Origin of the sequence: Gottfriedia luciferensis (assembly GCF_001712755.1) — a bacterium.
Classification (GTDB): Bacteria; Bacillota; Bacilli; order Bacillales; family Bacillaceae_G; genus Gottfriedia; species Gottfriedia luciferensis_B.
This window is the reverse complement of the sequence record NZ_MDKC01000003.1, coordinates 150,133-173,427: the sequence shown is the minus strand read 5'-3', so window position 1 is coordinate 173,427 and position 23,295 is coordinate 150,133. Positions and strand designations below refer to the sequence as shown.

22 protein-coding genes and 1 other annotated feature are annotated in these 23,295 nt (G+C 31.6%); of the genes, 8 read left to right on the top strand and 14 right to left on the bottom strand.

Translation table 11 applies throughout. The annotated features are described in order from the left end of the window. Window positions 1-10: 10 nt before the first annotated feature. The 3 genes from pheA to BED47_RS05290 all read right to left on the bottom strand — a co-directional run bounded on the left by pheA (window position 11) and on the right by BED47_RS05290 (window position 2,644). Window positions 11-859, bottom strand: coding sequence for a prephenate dehydratase (gene pheA / locus BED47_RS05300; protein ID WP_069032744.1), 849 nt, complete (start codon window positions 857-859; stop codon window positions 11-13). A 103-nt stretch (window positions 860-962) separates the two neighbouring features. After that, window positions 963-1,949: a LacI family DNA-binding transcriptional regulator gene (locus tag BED47_RS05295; RefSeq protein ID WP_069032743.1), complete on the bottom strand. Its 987-nt coding sequence runs from the start codon at window positions 1,947-1,949 to the stop codon at window positions 963-965. 257 nt (window positions 1,950-2,206) lie between these two features. Next, window positions 2,207-2,644 (bottom strand): hypothetical protein, encoded by a 438-nt coding sequence (locus tag BED47_RS05290; RefSeq protein WP_025569141.1) that lies wholly within the window; start codon window positions 2,642-2,644, stop codon window positions 2,207-2,209. A gap of 655 nt (window positions 2,645-3,299) precedes the next feature. Here BED47_RS05290 and BED47_RS05285 point away from each other — a divergent pair. Both BED47_RS05285 and BED47_RS05280 read left to right on the top strand, forming a co-directional pair. Beyond that, window positions 3,300-3,671: a DUF2500 domain-containing protein gene (locus BED47_RS05285; protein WP_025569142.1), complete on the top strand. Its 372-nt coding sequence runs from the start codon at window positions 3,300-3,302 to the stop codon at window positions 3,669-3,671. Between the two features lie 20 nt (window positions 3,672-3,691). Then, complete coding sequence (locus BED47_RS05280) at window positions 3,692-4,687, top strand: NAD-dependent epimerase/dehydratase family protein (protein WP_069032742.1); 996 nt, start codon at window positions 3,692-3,694, stop codon at window positions 4,685-4,687. Window positions 4,688-5,044: 357 nt separating this feature from the next. Here BED47_RS05280 and BED47_RS05275 read toward each other — a convergent pair whose 3' ends face one another. Both BED47_RS05275 and BED47_RS05270 read right to left on the bottom strand, forming a co-directional pair. Then, window positions 5,045-5,722 (bottom strand): diphthine--ammonia ligase, encoded by a 678-nt coding sequence (locus BED47_RS05275; protein ID WP_069032741.1) that lies wholly within the window; start codon window positions 5,720-5,722, stop codon window positions 5,045-5,047. Between the two features lie 82 nt (window positions 5,723-5,804). Next, entirely contained in the window at window positions 5,805-6,125 is a 321-nt protein-coding gene (locus BED47_RS05270; protein ID WP_069032740.1) for a hypothetical protein, read from the bottom strand. A 142-nt stretch (window positions 6,126-6,267) separates the two neighbouring features. On the opposite strand from BED47_RS05270, the gene BED47_RS05265 reads away from it, so the two are divergent. After that, a complete protein-coding gene (locus tag BED47_RS05265; protein WP_069032739.1) occupies window positions 6,268-7,044 on the top strand; it encodes a class I SAM-dependent methyltransferase in 777 nt (258 codons plus the stop codon). A gap of 99 nt (window positions 7,045-7,143) precedes the next feature. Here BED47_RS05265 and BED47_RS05260 read toward each other — a convergent pair whose 3' ends face one another. Continuing rightward, on the bottom strand, window positions 7,144-8,418 hold the full coding sequence (locus tag BED47_RS05260; protein WP_069032738.1) for an ATP-binding protein: 1,275 nt from the start codon (window positions 8,416-8,418) through the stop codon (window positions 7,144-7,146). Between the two features lie 242 nt (window positions 8,419-8,660). Between BED47_RS05260 and BED47_RS05255 the strand changes: the two genes are divergently transcribed. Continuing rightward, complete coding sequence (locus BED47_RS05255) at window positions 8,661-9,806, top strand: metallophosphoesterase (RefSeq protein ID WP_069032737.1); 1,146 nt, start codon at window positions 8,661-8,663, stop codon at window positions 9,804-9,806. 133 nt (window positions 9,807-9,939) lie between these two features. Further along, on the top strand, window positions 9,940-11,166 hold the full coding sequence (locus BED47_RS05250; RefSeq protein ID WP_069032736.1) for a sensor histidine kinase: 1,227 nt from the start codon (window positions 9,940-9,942) through the stop codon (window positions 11,164-11,166). Window positions 11,167-11,337: 171 nt separating this feature from the next. Here BED47_RS05250 and BED47_RS05245 read toward each other — a convergent pair whose 3' ends face one another. From BED47_RS05245 to BED47_RS05235, 3 genes are all read right to left on the bottom strand, one after another. Further along, complete coding sequence (locus BED47_RS05245) at window positions 11,338-11,973, bottom strand: FMN-dependent NADH-azoreductase (protein WP_069032735.1); 636 nt, start codon at window positions 11,971-11,973, stop codon at window positions 11,338-11,340. 162 nt (window positions 11,974-12,135) lie between these two features. After that, complete coding sequence (locus tag BED47_RS05240) at window positions 12,136-12,747, bottom strand: acetate uptake transporter (RefSeq protein ID WP_069032734.1); 612 nt, start codon at window positions 12,745-12,747, stop codon at window positions 12,136-12,138. 133 nt (window positions 12,748-12,880) lie between these two features. Further along, window positions 12,881-13,762: a radical SAM/SPASM domain-containing protein gene (locus BED47_RS05235; protein WP_069032733.1), complete on the bottom strand. Its 882-nt coding sequence runs from the start codon at window positions 13,760-13,762 to the stop codon at window positions 12,881-12,883. A gap of 1,034 nt (window positions 13,763-14,796) precedes the next feature. Beyond that, window positions 14,797-15,056 (top strand) — a binding site (T-box leader). A gap of 65 nt (window positions 15,057-15,121) precedes the next feature. On the opposite strand from BED47_RS05235, the gene BED47_RS05230 reads away from it, so the two are divergent. Genes BED47_RS05230 through BED47_RS05220 form a run of 3 tightly spaced genes read left to right on the top strand, consistent with a single transcriptional unit; the run spans window position 15,122 to window position 17,223 of the window. Next, the gene (locus tag BED47_RS05230) at window positions 15,122-15,898 is read left to right on the top strand and encodes an amino acid ABC transporter substrate-binding protein (protein WP_069032732.1); all 777 of its coding nucleotides are present in this window, start codon (window positions 15,122-15,124) and stop codon (window positions 15,896-15,898) included. Between the two features lie 16 nt (window positions 15,899-15,914). Continuing rightward, a complete protein-coding gene (locus tag BED47_RS05225) occupies window positions 15,915-16,556 on the top strand; it encodes an amino acid ABC transporter permease (protein ID WP_069032731.1) in 642 nt (213 codons plus the stop codon). A 13-nt stretch (window positions 16,557-16,569) separates the two neighbouring features. After that, a complete protein-coding gene (locus tag BED47_RS05220; protein WP_069032730.1) occupies window positions 16,570-17,223 on the top strand; it encodes an amino acid ABC transporter ATP-binding protein in 654 nt (217 codons plus the stop codon). Between the two features lie 370 nt (window positions 17,224-17,593). On the opposite strand, the gene BED47_RS05215 is transcribed toward BED47_RS05220, so the two are convergent. The 5 genes from BED47_RS05215 to BED47_RS05195 all read right to left on the bottom strand — a co-directional run bounded on the left by BED47_RS05215 (window position 17,594) and on the right by BED47_RS05195 (window position 22,987). Further along, window positions 17,594-18,610: a cytochrome d ubiquinol oxidase subunit II gene (locus BED47_RS05215; protein WP_025569211.1), complete on the bottom strand. Its 1,017-nt coding sequence runs from the start codon at window positions 18,608-18,610 to the stop codon at window positions 17,594-17,596. A 112-nt stretch (window positions 18,611-18,722) separates the two neighbouring features. Next, the gene (locus BED47_RS05210) at window positions 18,723-20,054 is read right to left on the bottom strand and encodes a cytochrome ubiquinol oxidase subunit I (protein ID WP_069032729.1); all 1,332 of its coding nucleotides are present in this window, start codon (window positions 20,052-20,054) and stop codon (window positions 18,723-18,725) included. 400 nt (window positions 20,055-20,454) lie between these two features. Then, the gene (locus tag BED47_RS05205; protein WP_084006785.1) at window positions 20,455-21,783 is read right to left on the bottom strand and encodes an MATE family efflux transporter; all 1,329 of its coding nucleotides are present in this window, start codon (window positions 21,781-21,783) and stop codon (window positions 20,455-20,457) included. A gap of 59 nt (window positions 21,784-21,842) precedes the next feature. After that, window positions 21,843-22,211 (bottom strand): GIY-YIG nuclease family protein, encoded by a 369-nt coding sequence (locus BED47_RS05200; RefSeq protein ID WP_025569229.1) that lies wholly within the window; start codon window positions 22,209-22,211, stop codon window positions 21,843-21,845. Window positions 22,212-22,231: 20 nt separating this feature from the next. Further along, window positions 22,232-22,987, bottom strand: coding sequence for a DUF2087 domain-containing protein (locus BED47_RS05195; RefSeq protein WP_069032728.1), 756 nt, complete (start codon window positions 22,985-22,987; stop codon window positions 22,232-22,234). Window positions 22,988-23,295: the final 308 nt, after the last annotated feature.

Here is a 23,295-nt window from a genome sequence, read left to right as displayed (position 1 = left end):
TTCTCTTTTCTTATAATGAGATTGTTGAGTAACTTCCTAAAACTTCTACACTAAAGCCTAAAGCCTCTAATTCTTGCTTTACTCCAGGTAATAATACGTCATCATAGCCCATCTCAACATCAACAATGAAAAAGTAATTTCCTAATCCAGTTTTCGTCGGCCGGGATTCAATTTTTGAAAGGTCAATCTGTCTCCAAGCAAATGCAGAAAGTACTTGATGAAGCGCACCAGCACGATTCTCCGGCATGTTAATAACTAGAGTTGCCTTAGTATGTTTAGGTTCGAAATAATTCGTTTCTAATTTAGCATCATGCCTTTGTAAAACAATAAATCTCGTGTGATTATATGAATTTGAATGAATATCTGAAGCAACAATTTTTAACCCATATTTCTTTGCAGCAAATTCGTTAGCGATCGCAGCTATACACTCATTAGATTGCTCACTAACCATTTTAGCCGCAGCACTTGTAGAAGTAACTGGTTCTAATTTTGTATATTTATATTGATTATGCAAAAATGTGTGACACTGAGCTAACGCATGAGAATGAGAATAAATCACCTCAATATCTTTTACTCGATGTGCTTGTCCTTTTGCCATCAATAAATGCTGTCTTATCGGTATAATAATTTCACCAACCATTTTTAATGGCTGTTCATGTACAAGATAATCAATTGTTGTAGTCACAGATCCTTCAACCGAATTCTCTATTGGAACGACCACTAAATCAACTTCCCCTTCAGCTACATTATCCATACAAACAGGAATACTAGAATAAGCAATATGTTCATCATTCTTAAAAACAGACCGAACAGCAACATGTGTAAAAGTCGCCTCAGGACCTAAATACCCAACCTTCACGTTCCCACTCCTTTTAATTTTTAATTATACTAAAAAGAGTTAAGATTAAAAGTAAAAAGTTTAATTTTTAGGAATTATCTTACAAATTTCGCAAACACCTGCATTAAAGGCTACTTTGACGAATCTTTAACGTTGTAGGAACAATCACTTTTTTGGCTACTTTCCTACCTAAAAGTCTTTCCATTAATAAATCCACTGCAGATTCACCCATCAATTCAGTGTATACCTTCAAAGTACTTAAACTAGGAAAAAGATATTTTGAAAACACGAAATCATTCATCCCAATTAGATTTACACGCTCTGGCACTGATATTTTTGCTTCATGAAGTGCTCTTAAACATCCGACAGCCATCGTATCACAACCTATTATAAATGCTGTTGGCAAATCTCCACCTTGTTCTCGTATTGCTTTGTTCATCAAATTAAACCCTGCTTCAGCTGTAAATTCACTTAAGTACAGATTCTCTTTTCGAAAGAGCCCCTTTTCCTCTAAATAACTTTTATATGTTTTTACTCGAGAATTAATTTTTTGACCTTGCTTCTTATCATACTCGCGTCCACCAATATATCCGATTTTTTGATGTCCATGCGATATAAAATGATCTAAAACTTTTATAATAGCATTCTCATAATCTGTAACAACAGAATCGTATTTCTCTTCATCTGGTGAAAAATCAACAAAAACGATATTTTTCGATACTTTTTTCAATGAACTAATTTGCTGATCATCAAACTTACCTAATGCAATCACACCAAGTATTTGCTCATCTAACATCCCCTTTTCATTCCCACGAAAAAAAGTAGAAATGTGCAGGGAATTTTGTTCACACTTATTTTCAATTCCAAAACGAATTAGCATATAAAAGAGATCACTTAATTCTTCATTTCCATTATCACCTTTAACAAGTGCGATTTTTGCAATATTCTTTTTTACTTTCGATTTTTTCTTATATGAAAGCTTTTCTGCTGTTTCAAAAATTCTTTGTTTTGTATCGTCACTTACTGATAGTGCTGGGTCATAATTAAGCACTCTTGACACAGTCGCAATCGATACACCTGCTTTTTCGGCAATTTCTTTAATTGTAGTCATTACAACTCTCCTCGTAACCTTCCAATCTGAATTGTTTTCGAAACTATTACTTTAATTTTAACAGTTCAAGGTTGTACGATTATTCATTAAATATGGAGAATTTTTTACATATTTTATTTTCTTTAAATCAAGATCGTATAATTAAGTTTTATTTAAGCAAATTTGAAATATTATAATTTACAGGAGGAGAATTTAATTTTCCGGAGTAATCTTAGTTGTTTTTTACTTGTTGAAAATATTGATGTGGTTTCTCGTTTCTATTCGTATAAAGTTTTTAACATTGTATCTGTTAAAGCTTCAACTGATTTAGTTGAGGATAGTCCGACTTCATTTGGAAGATTACTGTAAATCAGTATGTCCATCCCCCTATTAATACGATACCCTGCTTGTTTTAAATAACTTATCACTTTCTTTAAGTAGCTAGTCCAGTCATGCTTTATTTCGTCACCTAAATCATTTAAAGAAATTTCAATGATTCCTAAATCTTCAAAGTTTAAGGATACTAATTTAATTAATTGCGTCTCTGTTCTAGATAAAAGCACATAAATGCCTAATGATTGTGAAGCATGGTGACCTTTTCCATCAAAGTCTGTAATTTCTTCGATTTCGTCGGTATGGCCAGATACAAAAAAAACGCGTAAATTAGAATGACTGTAATACTGATTGTAAACTGTTACTAAGTCTTTAACATTCATTTCCTTATCACTCCTATAACTAATTTTCCATATTCCCTACCCGCTTTTCGATCAGATAGAAATAGATTTAAACCAAACATTTAATTACCTAACCCTTTATCTCCACTCTAGCCTTATTCCAATTCTTACTTTTAATAGATAACAATCCTACTAGTACTGTGATCACCATACTAGTTTTAAAAGCTACTACCTTGGCGATGGAACATAATAAAGAGAAAAAAGAGTTCTATTAAAAGTATCCTACTCCCCTGGATATTATTGGTCAATAATTAATCCAATTAAAATTTACTAAAATGGAAGGATTTTTTACTTAGTTTTTTATTCTGTCACAATTAATGTTCATATAAGAAAAATAACGAAATTCTCAATTGGTTTAAAGCTTTTTGGGCAGTAGTTCTATTAGATTATTAATAGTAATTTTTTTACATTTTTTACTAGTCGGATCATTTTTAGAGTTATACCTAAATAATAATAGAAATAAAATTCACTAAAAAACTCGAACGTTTACAATACCGCACCAATTTTATTTACTTGTTGAAAGAAATAAGTTTATTACTTTCAGAAAATTTAATAAACTATATATAGAGAGTTCGATTTGATATAAAAAGAATTAAGAAGTGTAAGACTTACAATTTATTAAAAGGGGGTCTTAATCATGTCAGGGTTTGATGCAGGTTTTGATATTTTTAAAATTATCGCTTTCGTATTTCCAATCATTTTCGTCTTCGTTTTTGCAGGTATATTTTTTGCACTAATAAAAGGATTAAAGCAATGGAATTATAATAATAAACAACCCAAATTAATTGTCCCAGCAAAAATAGTTACTAAAAGAATAGATTATGTTCAGCGTGCTAATACGAACCAGTTCGCTCATTCCTCTACACATTATTATGTTACACTTGAGGTCGAATCTGGAGACAGAATTGAATTTCAAATTGATGGATTCATTTATGGTCAATTAGTAGAAAATGATACAGGAAAGCTAACTTTCCAAGGAACGAGATTCATAAACTTTGAGCGACAATAATTTCTTTTCGGGGTGGAATAATGAATGTTTTCATAAGTGGTGCCACGGGTTTTTTAGGAAAACATACTACTAAAAAATTAAGTGAAATGGGCTATTCCGTTATAGCCTTTGGAAGAAATGAGGAAGCAGCTAAATTTTTCAATAAGATGGAAAATGTCACCTTTGTTAAAGGAGATTTGAATGACCCTGTCTTATTAGAAGAAAAAATAAAGAATGTAGACTATGTAATCCATTGTGCTGCACTTGCAGCACCTTTTGGACGTTTTTCTGAATTTGAAAAAACAAATGTTGAAGGAACAAAGAATATTGTTAAAGCTTCACTTTCAACAGATTTAAAAAAGTTTATTAATATTTCGACCCCGAGTGTGTACTTTACTAGTGAGAGTCGTAAAGATGTTAAAGAAAGTGATCCGCTACCATCAAAACACTCTAATTTCTACGCTAAAACAAAACATATGGCAGATATAATCATTGAAGATGCAATCGAAAAAGGACTACCCGCAATCTCACTAAGACCTAGACAAATTTTTGGTCCCTTCGATCATACGATTTTCGGAAGATTTATACAGATAAATGAAAATGGCGGAATTCCATTAGTTCATAAAGGACAAGTTCTAATGGATTTTACTTATATCGATAATGTCGTCGATATGATTATCGCTTGTATGAATACAGATGATGCCTTTAATGGTAAATACTACAATATTACAAATGATCAACCTATTTATTTAATTGACGTGCTTAAACAGCTCTTCTTCGCCTTAAATAAAGAGTTGAATACAAAAAACATCTCACCAAAACTACTATCATTTATCGCCTTGAATTCAGAAATAATTGCGAGGATTACGAACAAGCCACCAAAGGTTTCCAAGCATATTGCTAATTTCTTAAGTTACGACTATACACTAAACATTGAAAAAATCAAAAGTGATTTAAACTATGAACCTAAAGTATCAATTAGTGAGGGTATTAGGCGTTATGCTGACTGGTACTTATCTATTAATGATCAAAAGTAAGACAAACTAAAATCAAGCTAAAGTCACTTAAGTTAATCGTATTTAAGTGATTTTAGCTTGTTTTTGATTTGATTGGACTTATTTGAATCTAGTAAATTTATACTGATTTGGCCATTGATTAGATGGTCTAGGCGGTTTATTTGTAGTTTTGTCATTTTTATTTGCAGTTTCAGGATTTTTAATTGCAGTTTCGAGGATTTTATTTGCATTTTTACAAATTTTAATTACAGTTTGGGATTTTTATTTGCACTTTTACTACTTTTATTTGCAGTTACAGATTTTTTCTACGCACTCGACTAAAGCAATGTTAATATCAATCTCAAACTATCATATCTTTATAAAAAACTCGATACAAATCTATTTAATAGACGTTTGTATTTCCTTAATATTTAAAGACCATAATCCACTATTTAGAATTGTATCTGCCTCTACTATATTTAAACGCTCTTTGAATATTGATCCATCAATTACAAACGTATGATATTCGCCGCTCTCGCCCATTAAACAGATTTCTTTGCTAATGAACAGTTGTTTTAAATCTTTATTTAAGCTCTTACCTACGATTGTAGAATCGAAAATATTCTCTCTTGCCCTACAAATAATTGCATCGTATCCAGTCGCAAGCCATTGGTCCAGTAAATTAGTAGTTTCACTTTTCTTAATCCACACCGGGAACATCGGTTCAAGTCCCGCCTTAGTTGCAACTAGTTCATTCCATTGTCGATCTTCCTCGACATATAAAGTACCAAATGCAATCGCAGAAAGGTCAAATTGATCTTTTATTGTTTTAAGTCCATTAATCATTGACTCCTCGTATTTACCTGCTGAGTCAATCATGACAAGAGGAATTCCCATTGCATCTGCTTGCATTTGCAAGAAATCAAGTGGAGTCCCGTGCGCATGATTCCTCTCATCCTTTTTCGATACCATTGATACTAGACATGCCACTTCATATTTATTTTTAATTAGTAAATCTAATGCTAAACAACAATCCTTCCCACCACTCCAAGAAACTGCTACTCTACGGTTGTTCACTTATATCATTCTCCCTTAACATTAAAGCGATAGAAATAATTAAATTTCCATCCATAGCTTATCAAAAACAAATTTTTAGTTATTAATTTTTTAGTAAACTTTTAACGTATGTCATACCTTTTATTGCATAATCAAACCACTGTTGATCCCCGTATGGAATTTCAACCCATTCTCTCATAGGTTTCCCACCCATTGGGTCAAAGTTTTTTGCTCCGCTTAATTTTAAAGCTGTTGCAACATCTTCTGGCTTTAACTTTACAACAATATTAGGTTCATTATAGAACACAAAAACTTTACCTTGAATTTTTAATCCTTTATGGCCAAAGATACTTCCTTTTGATGCTTCATAGTGATTGATTAATTCCGTTCTTAGGCTTTCAAATCTTACTATTGTATCTTCCATTTTCACCATTCCTTTTTATCTAACGCTTTTCTTAATAAAAATATCTTATTAATGCCAATAACTTATTGATATAATTCAGTGTAATATCATCGTCTATACTAGTATATAGAAGCACCTGATTCAAATTTGGGGAGGTAATTAAATGGCCATCAACTTCCACGATGCACAAAATAATAAGACTTACACAACTAGAGAGGCTGATCAATCTTGGACTCAGTTAATGAGGGATAACATTGATTTGCATGGAAAAGACGCAGTTGATATAGGCTGCGGTGGAGGGATCTATTCGAAAGCTCTCACTAAGTTAAAAGTAAACCACGTTACGGCGGTAGATTTTTCAGAGGAAATGCTTAAAGGAGCTGCTGAAAACTGTATAGACTACAGTAACATTTCTTTTCGTAAAGGAGATGCATATCATACTAAACTTCCATCTTCAAGTTATGATGTAGTTTTGGAAAGAGCTTTAGTCCATCATTTAGATAATTTAAATACCTGTTTCAATGAGGCAAATCGTTTACTAAAAAAGAACGGAATATTAATCGTACAAGACCGGACGCCAGAAGATTGTTTACTTCCTGGAGATGATAGCCATTTACGAGGTTATTTTTTTGACCTTTATCCAAAATTGAAAACGAAAGAAATATCAAGAAGATATGATTCACAAGAAATGCGCACAGCATTAGAATCATCTGGATTTCATATAGAGAATACAGTAAAACTTTGGGAAACAAGACGCATTTATATTGACCTAGAATCACTTCGGAGTGATTTATTACTTAGAACAGGTCGATCAATTCTTCATGAACTCACTGATGAAGAGCTAAATCAATTAGTAAAATTCATCGTTAATAAGCTTCAGCATCAATCTCGTATTATTGAAAAAGATTGCTGGACAGTTTTGTTTGCTAGAAAGAAATAATATTATGGACACAACTCATATAAACAGAAACGCTTAGTCTACTTCTAAGCGTTTTTACATTTTTGCATTAAAGTGTTACCATTTTAAAAATATAATCAATTATCCATTCACTTTACGTTCTTTAGGCCCAACCTTTGGTAGTTTAATTGTTACTTTTGTTCCTTCATCAACGCTACTCTCGAAAGTGATTGTTCCATTCATTGCTTCAATGATTCGAACAGAAACTGTTGTCCCTACGCCAGTTCCCTTTTCTTTCGTTGAATAGAAAAGTGTACCAATACGTGAAAGCTGTTCTTTAGTCATTCCTTTTCCATTATCTCTAATCGTAATAACCGTTTTATCTTTTTCTTCGTGTAGCTTCGTATGTACATATCCCCCTGAGCTAGTTGCCTCAATTGCATTTTTAATTAGGTTTATTAGTGCTTGTTTAAATTGATTTTTATCTGTATTGATAAATGTTTCGACTTCTGTATCCCCTTTTAATTTAACATTTTGCTTTAATGCTAAAGGAACTAATAAGGTGACTACATCTGAAACACATTGCTTTAAATTGAACGTTTCTACTTTTTCAAATTGTGGTTTTGCAAAGTTTAAATAATCATTAATGATTCCTTCTGCTCTACCTAATTCGCTTAATACTAGTGGCAAATATTCCATAGACTGATTGTCTTTGCTTTCTTGCATTAATTGTAGGAAACCTTTAACAACTGTAAGTGGATTCCTAACTTCATGAGCAATAGAAGCTGCCATTTCACTTAACGTATTAAGTTTCTCAGCTCTTTGTATTTCTTTATGAAGTATTTTATTTTCAATTAGTGTTTCAATCAGTTTTGCTCCTAAAGTAATTGCGATTAACTCTATAACAATAAAAATCAAAACTAACCCAAATAGTCTGTAATCGCTTTTAAAACTAATCTTATTTACGATTAAAAAAGTAAATAAGATTCCTAGTTGAACTAAAGCAGGCCATAAACTAATAAGAGCTGTTGCTAATATTCTCTGTTTAGGTTTAAATGTCCAAAACCATTTGAATAAAATTAAAGATCCTAGTGAGGATAAGGTAATACTGATGATACCAAATATGGTAGCGTCTCCACCTAAAATTAATCTAGCTAATAAGATCGCTAAAAAAGTCACGATCCCCCAGCGATAACCGCAATAAAGAAACGCAATCGTTAGTGGGATATATCTTAAATCCCAAAACAACCCATATGCTGGATATGGAAAGGCCATGCAAAAAAAACCGGCTACAGCCTGAAACATACCAAAAAGATAAATTTTATCTTTATAGCCATGCCTTTCATAAATAATACTGTATATTAATATTGGACTTAATATGATTAAAACATGTAGCAAAAGTTTTTCGATTAACACGTTTTTATCCTCACTAGATTCGAAATTTTCGAAATATAACTAACATAAATATAATACGACAATAATTCCAAAAATCCTTTATTTTCCCCTAATAACACACACTATTTTTCATATTCTGTCGATTAATATTTTTACAATTTGATTAATATTTTTACAATTTATAGATAGTGAAAAAGGTGCGTTTATAAGTTTAAACATTTATACTAGAAGTACCTTACCACTATCGTATGAAAGGGATCACTATGAATAAAAGAATCGTATTAAATATTATTTTGGTTATGATTTTCTTTTTCCTAATTAATTTTTACATAGGTATTAATGGATGGATTTATATTAATGCTTTGCTAAGTAAATGGATGAATCCAACAATAAAAGTAATCTATTGGATCGTATTTCTGTTAATAACTTTTGCGTACATTCTTTCAAGAGTTCTAAAAAGTAAGCTTCCTACATCATTCTTTAAACCGATCCATAAAATTGGAGCATACTGGTTAGCCATCTTTTATTATTTAATTTTCTTTGTCATCGTTGCTGATTTAGTTGGACTGATTTTAAGAGAATTTACATCTTTCAAACCAAGTAGTATAACTGTGATACTTGGAACAATTGTCATATTATTTGTCGCAAGCCTTATCGCAAAAGGTAGAAAAAGTGCGCTAGATACACAGATTGTACATTATGACATCAATGTTGAAAAAACAAATGAAAAGTATAAAGAACTATCAATTGTACTAGTTTCAGATTTACATTTAAGCACATTAGTCACCAATAAAAGATTAGCGTTTCTTGTTGAAAAGATTAATAAACTTTCCCCTGATTTAGTCTTAATTGCTGGAGATATTATTGATGAAGATATTACTCCATTTGTTGAGGAAAATATGATTCAAACGTTGAAAAAGTTAAAGCCAAAAATTGGTACATACGCAGTACCTGGTAATCATGATTATTATGGTGGACATTTAGATTTACTTGCCAAGCATTTAAAGGACGCTGGAATTCATATTTTATTAGATGAAAAAGAACTCGTTGAGAACAATTTCTATATCGTTGGACGTAAAGACCTTGCAAGTAAAAAACGCTTAGATTTACATGAACTACTTGAAGGAATCGATCATACAAAACCAATTATCTTACTTGATCATCAACCCTATCATTTAGAAATTCCAACACAATTAGGCGTAGATTTACAAGTGTCTGGTCATACACATCGCGGACAGTTTATGCCAAATCACTTAATTACCCGTCGACTTTATGAAATTGATTGGGGCTATTTACAAAAAGAACGCTCACACTTTGTCGTTTCATCAGGATTTGGAACTTGGGGACCTCCAATTAGAACAGGTAACCCTTCTGAGATTGTAACGATCACTGTTTCATTTTCTAATTAATTTAAATTAAGAGACCAAAAAAAACACTTTTTTGGTCTTTTTTTAATTAATTTTGTCATAATTTATCTATAAATAATTTTCTGAAAAGTGTAAAATATTATTGAAAGTTTCTTTTCAGAACGGAGATTGAAGCATGAAAAATACAGAGTACTACAACAAAAGGAGCCGTCGAATTTATATTTTCTTTATGGCTTCAATCACTTCCTTATTATTAGTAGGAATTACACTCTCTCCTTTAACTTTTAAGGATCATCCAATTGAACTTATTATTCAAATTATCTTAATGTTCATTGTTATTTTTGCTTTATTCAATTTTATTAAAAGAGATAATACTTTTTCGAAAGTATTATTTACGACCATTTCATCACTATATGTGTATATTAAATTTTGGACATACCCAGACACATCAACAATGTATAGTTTTGTAGCAATCATTCCAATTTTCACGATTTTTTTATATAATCGGATAGCATTTTATATCGGTTGGGCATTAAATATAATAATTGGCCCTACTTTTGTATTACTAATCTCATTCACCGATCTAAAAGAAAAATATTCTTATATAGCATTAGACCCTATCGGCAATATATTAGAATTCCTTTCCATACAATTAATACTCTTATTTGTATTTTTGCAAACAGAGACGAAGGTAATAGCTTTAGAAGCCAATTACAAGGAAATACAACAAGCGAAACAATTAAATTCGATTGGTCAACTAGCTGCAACGATTGCACATGAAATTCGTAATCCAATTACCGTCGTAAAAGGTTTTGCACAACTTTTTCAAAAAACAAAAACAATGAACCCAGACGAAAAATACTACGTAGATGCAATGCTAAAAGAATTAGAATACGCTCAAATTATTATTAATGATTATTTATCACTAGCAAAACCTCAAACTGAAACGCTACAAGTTGTAGAAGTAAATAAAGAAATATTGAAGGTAACTGATTTGCTTGCCTCCATGGCAAATAGCCAAAGCATCGGTTTCCATTTAAACTTAAACCAAATACTTTATACAAAAATAAATCCAATTGAATTTAAACAAGTTCTCGTTAACTTGATGAAAAACGCAATCGAATCGATGCATGATGCCGGTTTTATAACGATCAATCTCTTACAAGAAAATGAATATGCACTTATTGAAATCATAGACACAGGAATTGGAATGTCCCAAGAAACAGTTGATAAGCTCGGCACTCCCTTCTACTCACTAAAAGAAAGAGGCACAGGGATTGGGCTAACAGTTTGCTTCAATATAATCGAAAAGTTTAAAGGTAAAATTAAAGTAAGTAGTAAAGAAAATGAAGGATCCATATTTCGGATTTATTTACCTATTTGGCAAGGTGAAAATGAATGAAGAAAATTTGAAGTAGTCGACTCATGAGGACTTATAAACGCTAATATTTGTAATTAACTTACCCATAACAGTTTCATGAATAAGTTAAAATACTAGAAGACGATAATTCCTGAATATAACTAAAAAGAACAAAAAACTCACAAAAAAGTGAGTTTTTTTGTTGTACTCATATTAAAAATCCTTTGCAGTTTCCTTAGCTTTTTGAATTGCTTGTTCTTTAATTTCTTGTGCTCGGTCTGGGAATTGATTTTGACCTTCTACAAAAATTCCATTAAAGTCTTGAACACCTAAGAAGCCCATTATCACTCCAATATAACGATGTCCCATTTCTAGACCTGCAGCTGGTCCTTCTGAATAAACTCCTCCACGTGCCTGGATATGCAATGCTTTTTTACCACCTAATAATCCTTGAGGACCATTAGAAGTATATTTGAAAGTTTTACCAGCAACGCAAATTGCATCAATATAGTTTTTCATAATTGGAGGGAATAAAAAGTTCCATAAAGGTGTTACAAATACATATTTATCTGCTTCAGCAAATTGAGTAACAATCTCATTTAGTCTGCCTACTTTTGATTGCTCTCCTGAAGAAAGTGTATCAAAAGATCCTCCAGATTGAAGTTTCCCCCAGCCTGCAAACACTTCAGCATCAATATGAGGAATCGTTTCATTATAAAGGTCAATATGTACTACTTGATCATTAGGATGTGCAGCTTTATAACTCTCGATAAAAGCATCACCAACCGCCATACTGTACGAAGTAGACTTATCGTGAGGATGTGCTGTGATATACAATAGTGTCGTCAAACGTATTTCCACCTTTCATTCTTTAACTTATTAAAAGCACGATATTATCATCTGTCATTTCTAACTAAACAATACAAATATTTATAAAAAAAACCTTTACTCGAGTGGTAAAGGTTTTTGTGTTTAGACAAAGTCCAAAATATTTAATTTAAAACTGAATTATTATTTCGCTTTAAATATCCCAAAAGGTTTCCCTACAGGTAAAAATTCTCTTCCAAAGTGACTATTTAAAACAGCTGCAGCCGATCCATAAAATGACATAATTGCTATTCCTAATTCACTATATGCTGCAAAAGTATGTGTAGCTTCTTCCATAAAGCCTAATGTACTTAATGATAACCCAATAAATAAACAATCAATTAATACAAAAATAATAAATAATACCTTATGAGTTTCCATTGCACCGATTGTCATAAAAATTGAAAAGATTAAATATCCTACAAAAGCAAAACCAAGTTGCTTAACATCAGCCGCTTTCATTAATGCTTCTCCAAAAACACCTAATTGGATTAACCAAGTAGTACCAACAGCTAACCAAAAGAATGCATATGCTCCAAATGCTGTTGCTCCAAATACATTATTATGTTTAAAATCCTGGATACTCGCAAATAATTGTGCAATAGCACCTAAAAAAATCGCCCACGGTAATACTAATGAAACACCATCAGTAATTCCTAATTTTTGTGTTGAGGCAACAAGCGTTACCATCGCTAAACCGAATAAACCAATTGCAGATGGATCTGCAGTAGTTATTTTAATTTGTTGTTCTTTCATTGATGTAAATCCTCCTAAAATTTTAAACAGACTAAACTATACTACTATAAAATTTTAGGGATTAATATAGCTTTTTTTCGCTTTTAAATAAGAAAGCACTTTCTTTTAAAAAGAAAGCGCTTTTTACCAAAAATTACTTTTTATGTCGTTTTGCATAACCGCATCTTTTGCATAATTCTTCCACTGCACATCGCCTTGAGAAACCATCATAGATTGCTCGTGCACGCTCAGAATTTAAAATATCTTCTAATGATGTCTCATAAATATTCCCTAATGGAATCTTCCCTTCGCTATCTAAACAACATGGTACTACTGTTCCATCAACTAATACACCGATCTGATCTCTTAAACCATAGCAGAATACATTTTCATCGATGATATCATTACCCATGTCTGGCCATTGGAACTTTTCTGCCATATTTAAATAAATTTTATCGCGCAGTTTAATATTATGTGTTTCCTGAAGTCTTTCACTTAAAGAAAAATCTAAATTTAATTTTTCCTCAAGTAAATTTAATATATCAATATTCAATGAGTTACTTGCTCTTAATTCTTCACTATCCATATTCCAAAGCCTAATTGCACAAATCATATCGCTTTTTTCATTCGCTTCATTAATGAAATTCGTAATATTTTCAATGTAATCGTGCAAATCCTTCGTTAAATCATTCGCCTCAAAACTATGAAGTGAAAAATTGATTTGTCTTAAACCTTTGGATTCAATTAATAAATCCTTTACCTTATTAATTAACGTACCATTCGTTGTTATGTTAACCTTCAAACCATTTTCATGGCTAATATCCAAAAATCTACCGAGCTTTGTATTTAAAAAGGGCTCACCCATCAAATGAAAATAAATATGATCCGTATAAGGTTTAACCGAATTTACAACATGAGTAAATGCTTTCTCATCCAAAAACTTCAACGGTCTCTCCAACGTTGGGCTCGGACAAAAATTACACTTCAAATTACATATATTTGTAATCTCTATATAAACTTTCTTAAATTTTCTCATTCTACTCTCCTAATTTAATTTATCTATATCCACATATCTCGTTCTAAAAAAACTCTAATCCTATCATACAATAATTTTTAAGATATTAATATTTCAACACTCTGTTCAATTTTTACCAACCGAACAGAATTGTAATCATTCTAAAACTTCATGAAATTGTTTAAATTTTATAATTATAGATTCAGTTTAATCTTAATTATTTTATTATAATTAAACTAGGCAATTGAATAGCATAGGGGAATTGGTTTTATCTTCTTTTCTACGCATTTTTGTAGAAAGGAGGTGCTGCCAATGCAAACACTTGAAATACTTACTCTAATCTTCATCGCAATGACTTTTGTCGTTGCATTGATCCAATTAGTAGTTAGTATTATAAACGCAACAAAAAAGAAATAGCCCCTATGCTTTTGCTCGGCATGGGCTACTTCTTAGAACTTACAAGATAAAACCATCTCGGCTTATTAAGTTGCCTAGAACGGGTGTAACAGCACTCGTTCTTTTTTAATATATGTTTATTATATCATACGATTCTTTAGATATACTTTGAGCGCATGAATTTTTTGTTAAATATAAGAAAATTCTTATATCGCTTTTCGTTGCATTGATCCAATTAGTAGTTAGTATTATAAACGCAACAAAAAAGAAATAGCCCCTATACTTTGACTGGGCATGGGCTACTTCTTAGAAAATTTCATAGATAAAACCATCTCGGCTTATTTAATTGCCTAGAACAAGTGTTACAGCACTCGTCCTTAATGATAATTTATCATAGTTTTTAATCGAAATTTATAAAGTATATGTTATTTGTGTGAATTGATAATATTTTACAATCCCAATCAGTTTTATCAGCATTCTATCGACAATTTTCCATATTTCCCGAGAAATTTCCTGTCCAAGTTTTGACAAAATCCCAGTTTTTTTAAATGAAATTTGTTGACAGTTGTTTGTAATCTGTAATATTATTTGTTCATCGCAAAACAAACTAGTTTGATTTTATAAAAATTACAGCATTGAACATATTTGAAAATTTAATTTTAAAAGCATTGATGAGAAATAGTAAAAGTATTAAGTTCTTAAACAGAGAGTTCCCGGTTGGTGCGAGGGGCGTAAGACAATATTTTGAACACATCTCTGAGCTGAGCACCGAACCCTTTTTGATAGTAGACTGTTTCCGGATTCCCTGCACCCGTTATCGTGCTAGAGTATAGCTTAATTGCTGCACTTGAAGAGGTTGGTATCGTGAGGTATCAATAAATAGAGGTGGAACCACGTGAGTAATACTCCCGTCCTCTAGCTATTCATATAGCTAGAGGTCGGGAGTTTTTTGTTTTTCAAGAATATTTTAAGGGAGAGAGTAAAATGAATAAAAAATTAATGTCAGCATTTATCATTTGTATGATTTCAATATTAGTTGTAACTGGTTGTGGAAAAGAAAAACGAAATGCAAACGAAGTAGTTATTGGATTAGATGATACTTTTGTACCTATGGGCTTTAAAGATGATAAAGGTAAGGTTGTAGGCTTTGATATTGATTTAGCAAAAGAAGTATTTAAACGTGAAAATATGAAAGTAACTTTCCAACCAATTGATTGGTCAATGAAAGAGACTGAATTAAAATCAGGAAATATTGATGCAATTTGGAACGGCTATTCAATTACAGATGAGCGTAAGAAAAAAGTAAACTTCTCAGATGCATATTTAAAAAATAGACAAGTTATTATCACCCTAGCAAATTCAAAAATAAAAACAAAATCAGATTTAAAAGGTAAAAATGTTGGGATTCAAGAAGGATCAAGTTCATTAGATGCAGTTAATAAAGAGAAAAACTTAGTAAAATCATTTAACGGTAGTAAACCAGTATTATATGAAAATAACAACCAAGCTTTAATGGACTTAGAATCAAAACGTGTAGATGTGGTTGTAGCGGATGAAACATTAGCTAGATATTACATGAACAAAAGAGGCCAAAACAAATACAAAATTTTAGAAGATAACTTTGGTGAAGAAGAGTATGGAATTGGCGTTAGAAAAGATGATGCTGATTTACTTAAAAAAATTAACAAACAAATTAGTGCTATGAAAAAAGATGGTACTTACGACAAAATTTATAAAAAATGGTTCGGTACATTGAAATAAAAAGGAGCTTACGATCATGGAACAAATTACATCTTTATTACCTTCCATGCTTGATGGATTAAAAGTAACGCTAGAGGTTTTCTTAATTACTCTAGCGTTAGCAATTCCACTTGGAATCATCATTGCACTTGGAAGACTTTCAAATATTACAGCAATCAAATCAATTATTAGTTCTTATATTTTATTAATGCGTGGTACACCTCTACTTTTACAATTAATCTTTATCTTTTTTGGTTTACCATTAGTCGGAATTGTCTTTGACCGTTTTACAACAGTTATTATTGCATTTGTACTGAATTATGCAGCTTATTTTGGTGAAATATTCAGAGCTGGTATTCAATCAGTTGATAAAGGTCAATATGAAGCAGCAGAGGTTTTAGGCTTGAGTCGCAGTCAAACTTTTAAAAGAATTATTCTGCCTCAAATGACAAAGAAAGTATTACCTCCTGTTTCAAACGAAGTAATTACACTTATAAAAGATTCAGCTCTTGTATATGTTGTTGGTCTTGATGATATGCTTCGTGTAGCTAAAATCGCATCTAATACAAGCGCATCACTACTGCCTCTTGTTTTCGTTGGTATTATTTATCTACTATTAACAGCAATATTAACAAATTTATTTAAACGATTAGAAAATCGATATTCATATTATAAATAAGGAGAGACTAAATATGTTAAAAGTAAATAACTTAACAAAACAGTTTAATAAACAAACCGTATTAAATGAAGTCTCTTTTGAAGTTAATAAAGGAGAAATCGTTACTCTACTAGGACAATCAGGAGCAGGTAAAACGACAATACTCCGTTGTATAAATGGCTTAGAAAGCTTCGATGGCGGATCAATTGAAATAGATGGCCAAATGATAAAATCTAAAAAAGATCTTTTAAAAGTAAGAAAAAACGTTGGACTCGTTTTTCAAAACTATAATTTATTCCCACATAAAACAGTAATTGAAAATATTATTGAAGCCCCTACTCTTGTACTAGGTATGAATAAAGAAGAAGCTAAAAAAAGAGCAATAGATTTATTAAAACAAGTTGGTCTTAGTGATAAGGTAAATTCATTACCAAACGAGTTATCCGGTGGCCAGCAGCAACGTGTAGCGATCGCTAGAGCTTGTGCACTAGAGCCAAAAATTCTTTGCTTTGATGAACCTACTTCAGCACTAGATCCTGAACTAACGAACGGAATAGCAGAGATTATGAAAAAATTAGCAAAAGAAGGTATGAGCATTCTAGTCATTACTCATGACATGGAATTCGCAAATAATGTTTCAACTCGTACGCTACTTGTAAAAGAAGGAAAAGTTTTAGAAAGTGCATGAATGTAGCGGGAACAAGGTTATATTTTAAACTATTTGCTTAGATTCACCCTTTTTACTAATAAAACTTTATAATACAAACGTATTACTATGTAAAATCGACTTCATTTTAGGTGAATTTAGCATGTTATTTGCAGATTCACCTTTTTTATTTGCAACCTTTCCCTTATTAAAGTTTCCAACAGCCTATTTAGCGATATATCAACATAGAAAAAGACGCCTAAATAAAAAATGTTGGCGCCCCCACTCTACTCATTATTCAATGAAAAAATTTACTAATAAAAGATAATCCCATAATAAAAGCTACAATAAAACACAAAAGCACAAGCCGCTTTTCATGTTTATTAGAAGAGTGCATTTCATCTCCCCCACTTTACTTTTTGCCTTGAACATACTCCGCATCAAATAAAAATAGTTTAAATAGGAACAATAGCGATGGAACTAATAGTAGTAACCCTAAGACAAATACAGTTACTAGCATGGTACCGGATGTTTGATTAGTGTATCCATTGTATATCGTAATATATGGATCTAATATATATGGCAAGTGCGCCGCCCCGTAGCCGAAAAAAGCAAAGAAGAATTGGAGCATTACAAATATAAAGGCTGTACCGTAATTTCGTTTTAGTAAAATTAATGAAGATGCTATTAAAAAACAAATTAATGATAATAAAAACATCCACCAATAATGATTAACTATATTTTGATAAAACCTATTATTATTATCTCTTAATCCAACAAAAACAAGAAAACTTGATAGGATTGTTGGAGCGGTCCAATATAAAGCATATTGTCTTAATATTTCCAGCGCACTTTCATCTTTCGCTTTACTTGCGTAATAGGTTAAAAATGTTGCACTAATATATAAGACTGAGATGATTGCAATGATTACTACACTCCAAGAGTATAAACTTGTTAATAAGTTTTTAGCTAAAAATTGAACGACTCCGTTTTTTTCAACTATATACCCTCCTCCAGAAATGGTCAGAACCGTACAAAGTGAAGCGGGAATCAATAGGCCAGTCGCTCCATATAAAAATAAATAAACCTTGTTTTTCTTTGATCCATAGTTAGAAAATGCATAAAATGAACCTCTAATTGCCAATAGGACTAGTGAAATACTCCCTGGGATTAAAAGAGCCGTTCCATAGTAAAATGCAACACTTGGAAAGAAACCTATAATGCCAACAAAGAAAAATACAAAAAATACATTCGTTATCTCCCAAACAGGTGATAAATATCTACTAATCAAATTATTTATTAAGTGATCTTTTTTCGTTACTTTTCCATAATAAGCAAAGAATCCAGCACCGAAGTCAATTGATGCAATAATGATATATCCATATAGAAATATCCATAAAACGATTATTCCTAATAACTCAATATTCAATGTTCACCCTCCAATTCATGGCTTTGTTCAAATTCAAGTAATACTCTTTCAAGCTACAACATTTACTTATTCGTAACTTACCGAGAGTTTTTTGATTGAAATTTATCAGAGCCTATTTTTTTAAACGATATTGAAGTTCATCTTCGGGTGGATTATGGATGAACATTTTTCGAATAACGATTGTACAAAAGACTCCTAAAAAAACATACAATACAAAAAATAACCAAAACATACTACCTAGTCCTTGGGCAGTTGTGGCTCCCTCTGAAACCTTCATATATCCTCTTAATATCCATGGTTGGCGGCCAATTTCAGCAATCATCCATCCAAGTTCGATATTGATCATCGCTAATGGGCCAGTCAGCGCTAGTCCACGTAAAAGCCATTTATTATGCATCCAATTTTTCTTTTTAATAGAAAACACAACAAATATGAAGGTCATCGAAATAATTAAGCCGACAAATGTCATCTTAATATCAAATAAATAATGTATGAACAAAGGTGGCGTCTCATCTTTTGGAAATTCATTTAATCCAGTTACTGGTGCATTAAAATCTGAGAAAGATAAAAAGCTTAACAGTTTAGGAATTCGAATTTCATATTTTACTTCATGTGTTTTATCATCTAGTGTTCCGAATAAGACAAAATCTGCCCCTCTTTCTGTCTCAAAATGCCATTCAATTGCTGCTAGTTTTTCTGGCTGATATTTAGCAAGGAATTTTGCTGAAACATCTCCTGTGACACCTGTTAAAACGGCAAAAATTAATCCTAATGTTGCTGCTAATCGAAGCCCTTTTCGTGTGTATTCCGTATTCTTCCCTCTCAATAATTGAATAGCGGCAATTGACGTTAAAATAAGAGCAGATGCAACATATGCAGTAACAATTACATGTAATGTTTTAGAAGGAGCAGCTGGATTAAACATAGCGGCAATCGGATCGACAGTTTTAATTATTCCATTTTTCAAAGTAAAACCTTGTGGAGTATTCATAAACGCATTTACCGTAGTGATAAAAAATGCCGACAAAGTTGAACCTAATATAACAGGTAAAATGATCAACCAATGGTAAATAGGTTTTTTAAATCGGTCCCAAGTGTATAAATAAATCCCTAGGAATATTGCTTCAAAAAAGAAAGCGAATGTTTCCATAAACAATGGAAAACTAATTGCTTGACCCGCGATTCTCATAAAGCTCGGCCATAATAAGGATAGTTGTAGACCAATACATGTTCCAGTTACTACTCCAACTGCAACGGTAATTGTGTAACCTCTTGCCCATCTTCTTGCCATTAACGTGTAATGTGGATCCTTTTTTAAGATTCCTAACCCTTCTGCAATTGCGATCATTAAGGGTATTCCTACACCAATTGTTGCAAAAATAATGTGAAATACTAGTGTCATACTTGTTAGTAATCTACTGAGTGTGACATTATCCAAGTCCATTACGAATCCCCCCTATAATGTAATATCTTATTGTCTAATGTAATTAATTATTCTAATCAAACGACCGATAATGTTACGATTTTATGAACACAATCAGTAAAATTGCATTTTAATTTGTATCTATAAAAGTATGTTCCTATAACAATAAAGGTATACGGTATTTCTGAAGGGAAAACAAATAACCACAAGGAATCCCCTTGTGGCTTCAGACTGTTGACAAACGCTCGCTTTCTTCGTTACTTCGCCTGTCTGCGGTGCTCATTACCGTTTAGGGTAACTCCGCTCCTCACCAGGCTTCGCGTCTCGAAAGACAAGCGCTTGCAATCAGTCTGAAAATCAAGTTTAAAGTACTTTGTCTACACACTGTAACCACAAGGAATTCCCTTGTGGTTTTTTCAAATTAATTGACTAAACGGACTATACGTTTCTTTCTCCATGAAAATTTATAATATAAAAAGTTTAATCCAAGCCCAACTATAAAAGCTGCCGGGTAACCAAACCAAATTCCTTTCATTCCGAGACTTGTGTAATGAGATAAAAGATAGGCTACAGGTACTTCAATACACCATATTACAAATATACTAATAAGAGTTGGCCACAGTACTGCTCCACTAGCTCGCATTGTAGACGATAAAATAAATGAATGTCCGAGTATTAAATATCCCCATAACGTAATCATTAATAAACTATTCGCAATTTGTACAGTACTATCATTCGTTAGAAATAAACTTAAAATAGGCTTTGAGAAAAAATAAGTGAGTAATACTACTATGCCACCTAGCACATAGTTAAGTAATAATCCTATTTTAATAACTTGGTTTAATCGATTAACCTGATTTGCTCCTATTGACTGAGCAGCAAAAATTGATACTGCGATTCCAATACAAATAGATGGCATTTGAACATAACTTACTAACTGATTTACTACCCCATAGGATGCAGTAGCATCTGAGCCATATTGATTAACAAAAGTAATAACGGCAATCTCAGAAATCGAAAGAAATACCATATTAATACTGGTTGGAATACCTAGTTTTAAAATTAGTTTTAAAAGTTTTGGGTCCATCTTCAAATAGTTTCTTATTGAAGTATCAAGTCGTAGGGGATGATTGGTTTTGTGTAAGTATATGAATAGAACTATACTTGTCAGAACCGTTGAACCTACTGATGCATATGCTGCCCCATATATTCCTAACTTCGGTATACCTACCCAACCAAATACTAATGGCGGTAAAAGTGCAACATTTAAAACTGTACTTAATATAAGAAAATAAAATGGTGTTTTCGAATCTCCAATACCTCTCATTAGAGTTGTATATACCATATAGATAAATAGCACGGGAATCGACCAAAATAAAATAGAAGCATAATGTGTACTTACATGAAGAATATTTTCAGGAGTTCCTATTAAACTCAAAAGTTTTTCAATAAAAATATTGCCGATTATCGCAAGTACTACAGAGAGGATAAGAGTAAAAGTAAGAGTCGTTCCAACAATAGCTTTTACTTTTTCTTCAAGCTTTGCACCATGTGCCTGACCGATTAAAATTGAACTACCAGAGCCAATTCCAATAATAAATGATACTAAAAAGAAAAAGATCGGAAAGAAAGCTGAAATTGCAGCTAAAGCATTTTCCCCTAACCAATTTCCTACTATAATCATGCTAAAAACCTGGCCAATAGACTGCATAATATTACTTAAAAGTAATGGAATTAAAAACATAATCATTGGGCGTAATAAAGTAAATTTTACTTTTTTTTGCTCCTGAGGATTAATCTCTGATGTAATCAAGTTTGATCACCCTTGCTACTATATGTGTTATATCCTCTTTCACCATATGGTTGAAGTTTTTCTAACCATTTTTCCTCTAGTCTTTTTAGATCTCCCTTTATACCTAATGGACTAATATCTTCTTCCTTTAAAATTTCTAATTCCTCAAATATAAATGACTCTTTACCATATTCATTCCATTCTTGTTGCAGAGCTTTATTTGTACAAGACCCTGCCTCTAATTCAAATTTCTTTCCATTAATTGTTTTTAAATTTTTAGTACTTACTATAAATACTTTTTGATTTTTTATATTTTTAATTTGATAAATACCTGCTTGAACTTTCGTTTCTTTATATTGCATTTTTAATTCTTTTTTTCTACTCATTTTTACCAACCTTTCTTTTCCTAAGCTTTTAACCAATAACTACTTCCATCCGACTTTCGATCAATAAAGCCATATTCAATTAAGTATCTTCTTAACACGACATAATCAGGGTAAATAGCTGTCAGAACTTCATTAATCTCTTTTTCTGTATAAGTTTTATTTGGTGAAAATCTTTTAACGATTTCTCTTAGAACAACAAGTTTTTGCTTTTCTTTTAAAGGAAATTTTTTTAATGATCCATCTATGCCTTCTGGAAAGTATTTTTTTAAGGTTTTTTCCATTTCATCTTCCGTAATGTTATAGCGTTCATCGACCATTTTTGCTGTTTTATGAAGTGGTAAAAAACTTGGCGCATGCTGATCCTTTTCTTTTAAAAGCTCCATCATGACAAGAAATAATTTTGCTTGTCTTTCCTTTTCCTTTAAAACAAACCGATGATTCCTAATCGTAGAAGCGCTTCCGATACCAGTTTCTTTTTGAATATCTGTATCACTCTTCCCTTGATAAAAAAGACGTAGAAGATGATTTTGATGCTCAGTTAATCCTGTTAGCTTTTTATCCAGTTGGATTAAATAATCGAAAACAGAGTCATGACTTTGATCTATATGAACTTTCATGTATTTTTCGGCTTCATATAAAATGCCTGAATCTTGATAGATAATTCCTTTTTCAATTCTTTTACTACATAGTAAACATAAATAATGATTTTCCTCTTCGATATATCCTTGTTTTAATTCTTCTATATCGGCATTCCAAAAAACATCTAAATTTTCCACTTAATAAACACAACCCTTTTTTGTTTATTACTTACCAAACATTAATTATAAATGTTTATTTATTTACAAACATAATATGTTATTGTTTGCAAAATGTCAATTTTACTAATCAATAACTTAAGTTGTTTATACTTATATAATTCATAAAATAAAGTATGTCTAAAACGTCCATTTAAAATGTTGGAACAGTTAATTTACAAAAAAAAGCACCTAAAAGGTACTTTTTTCCTAATAAGGTGCCATTTCAATCAATTAAAAATTTTAAATTGATTCTTTCTATCCTTTTCAACCTTATTCTCTTATTCCAT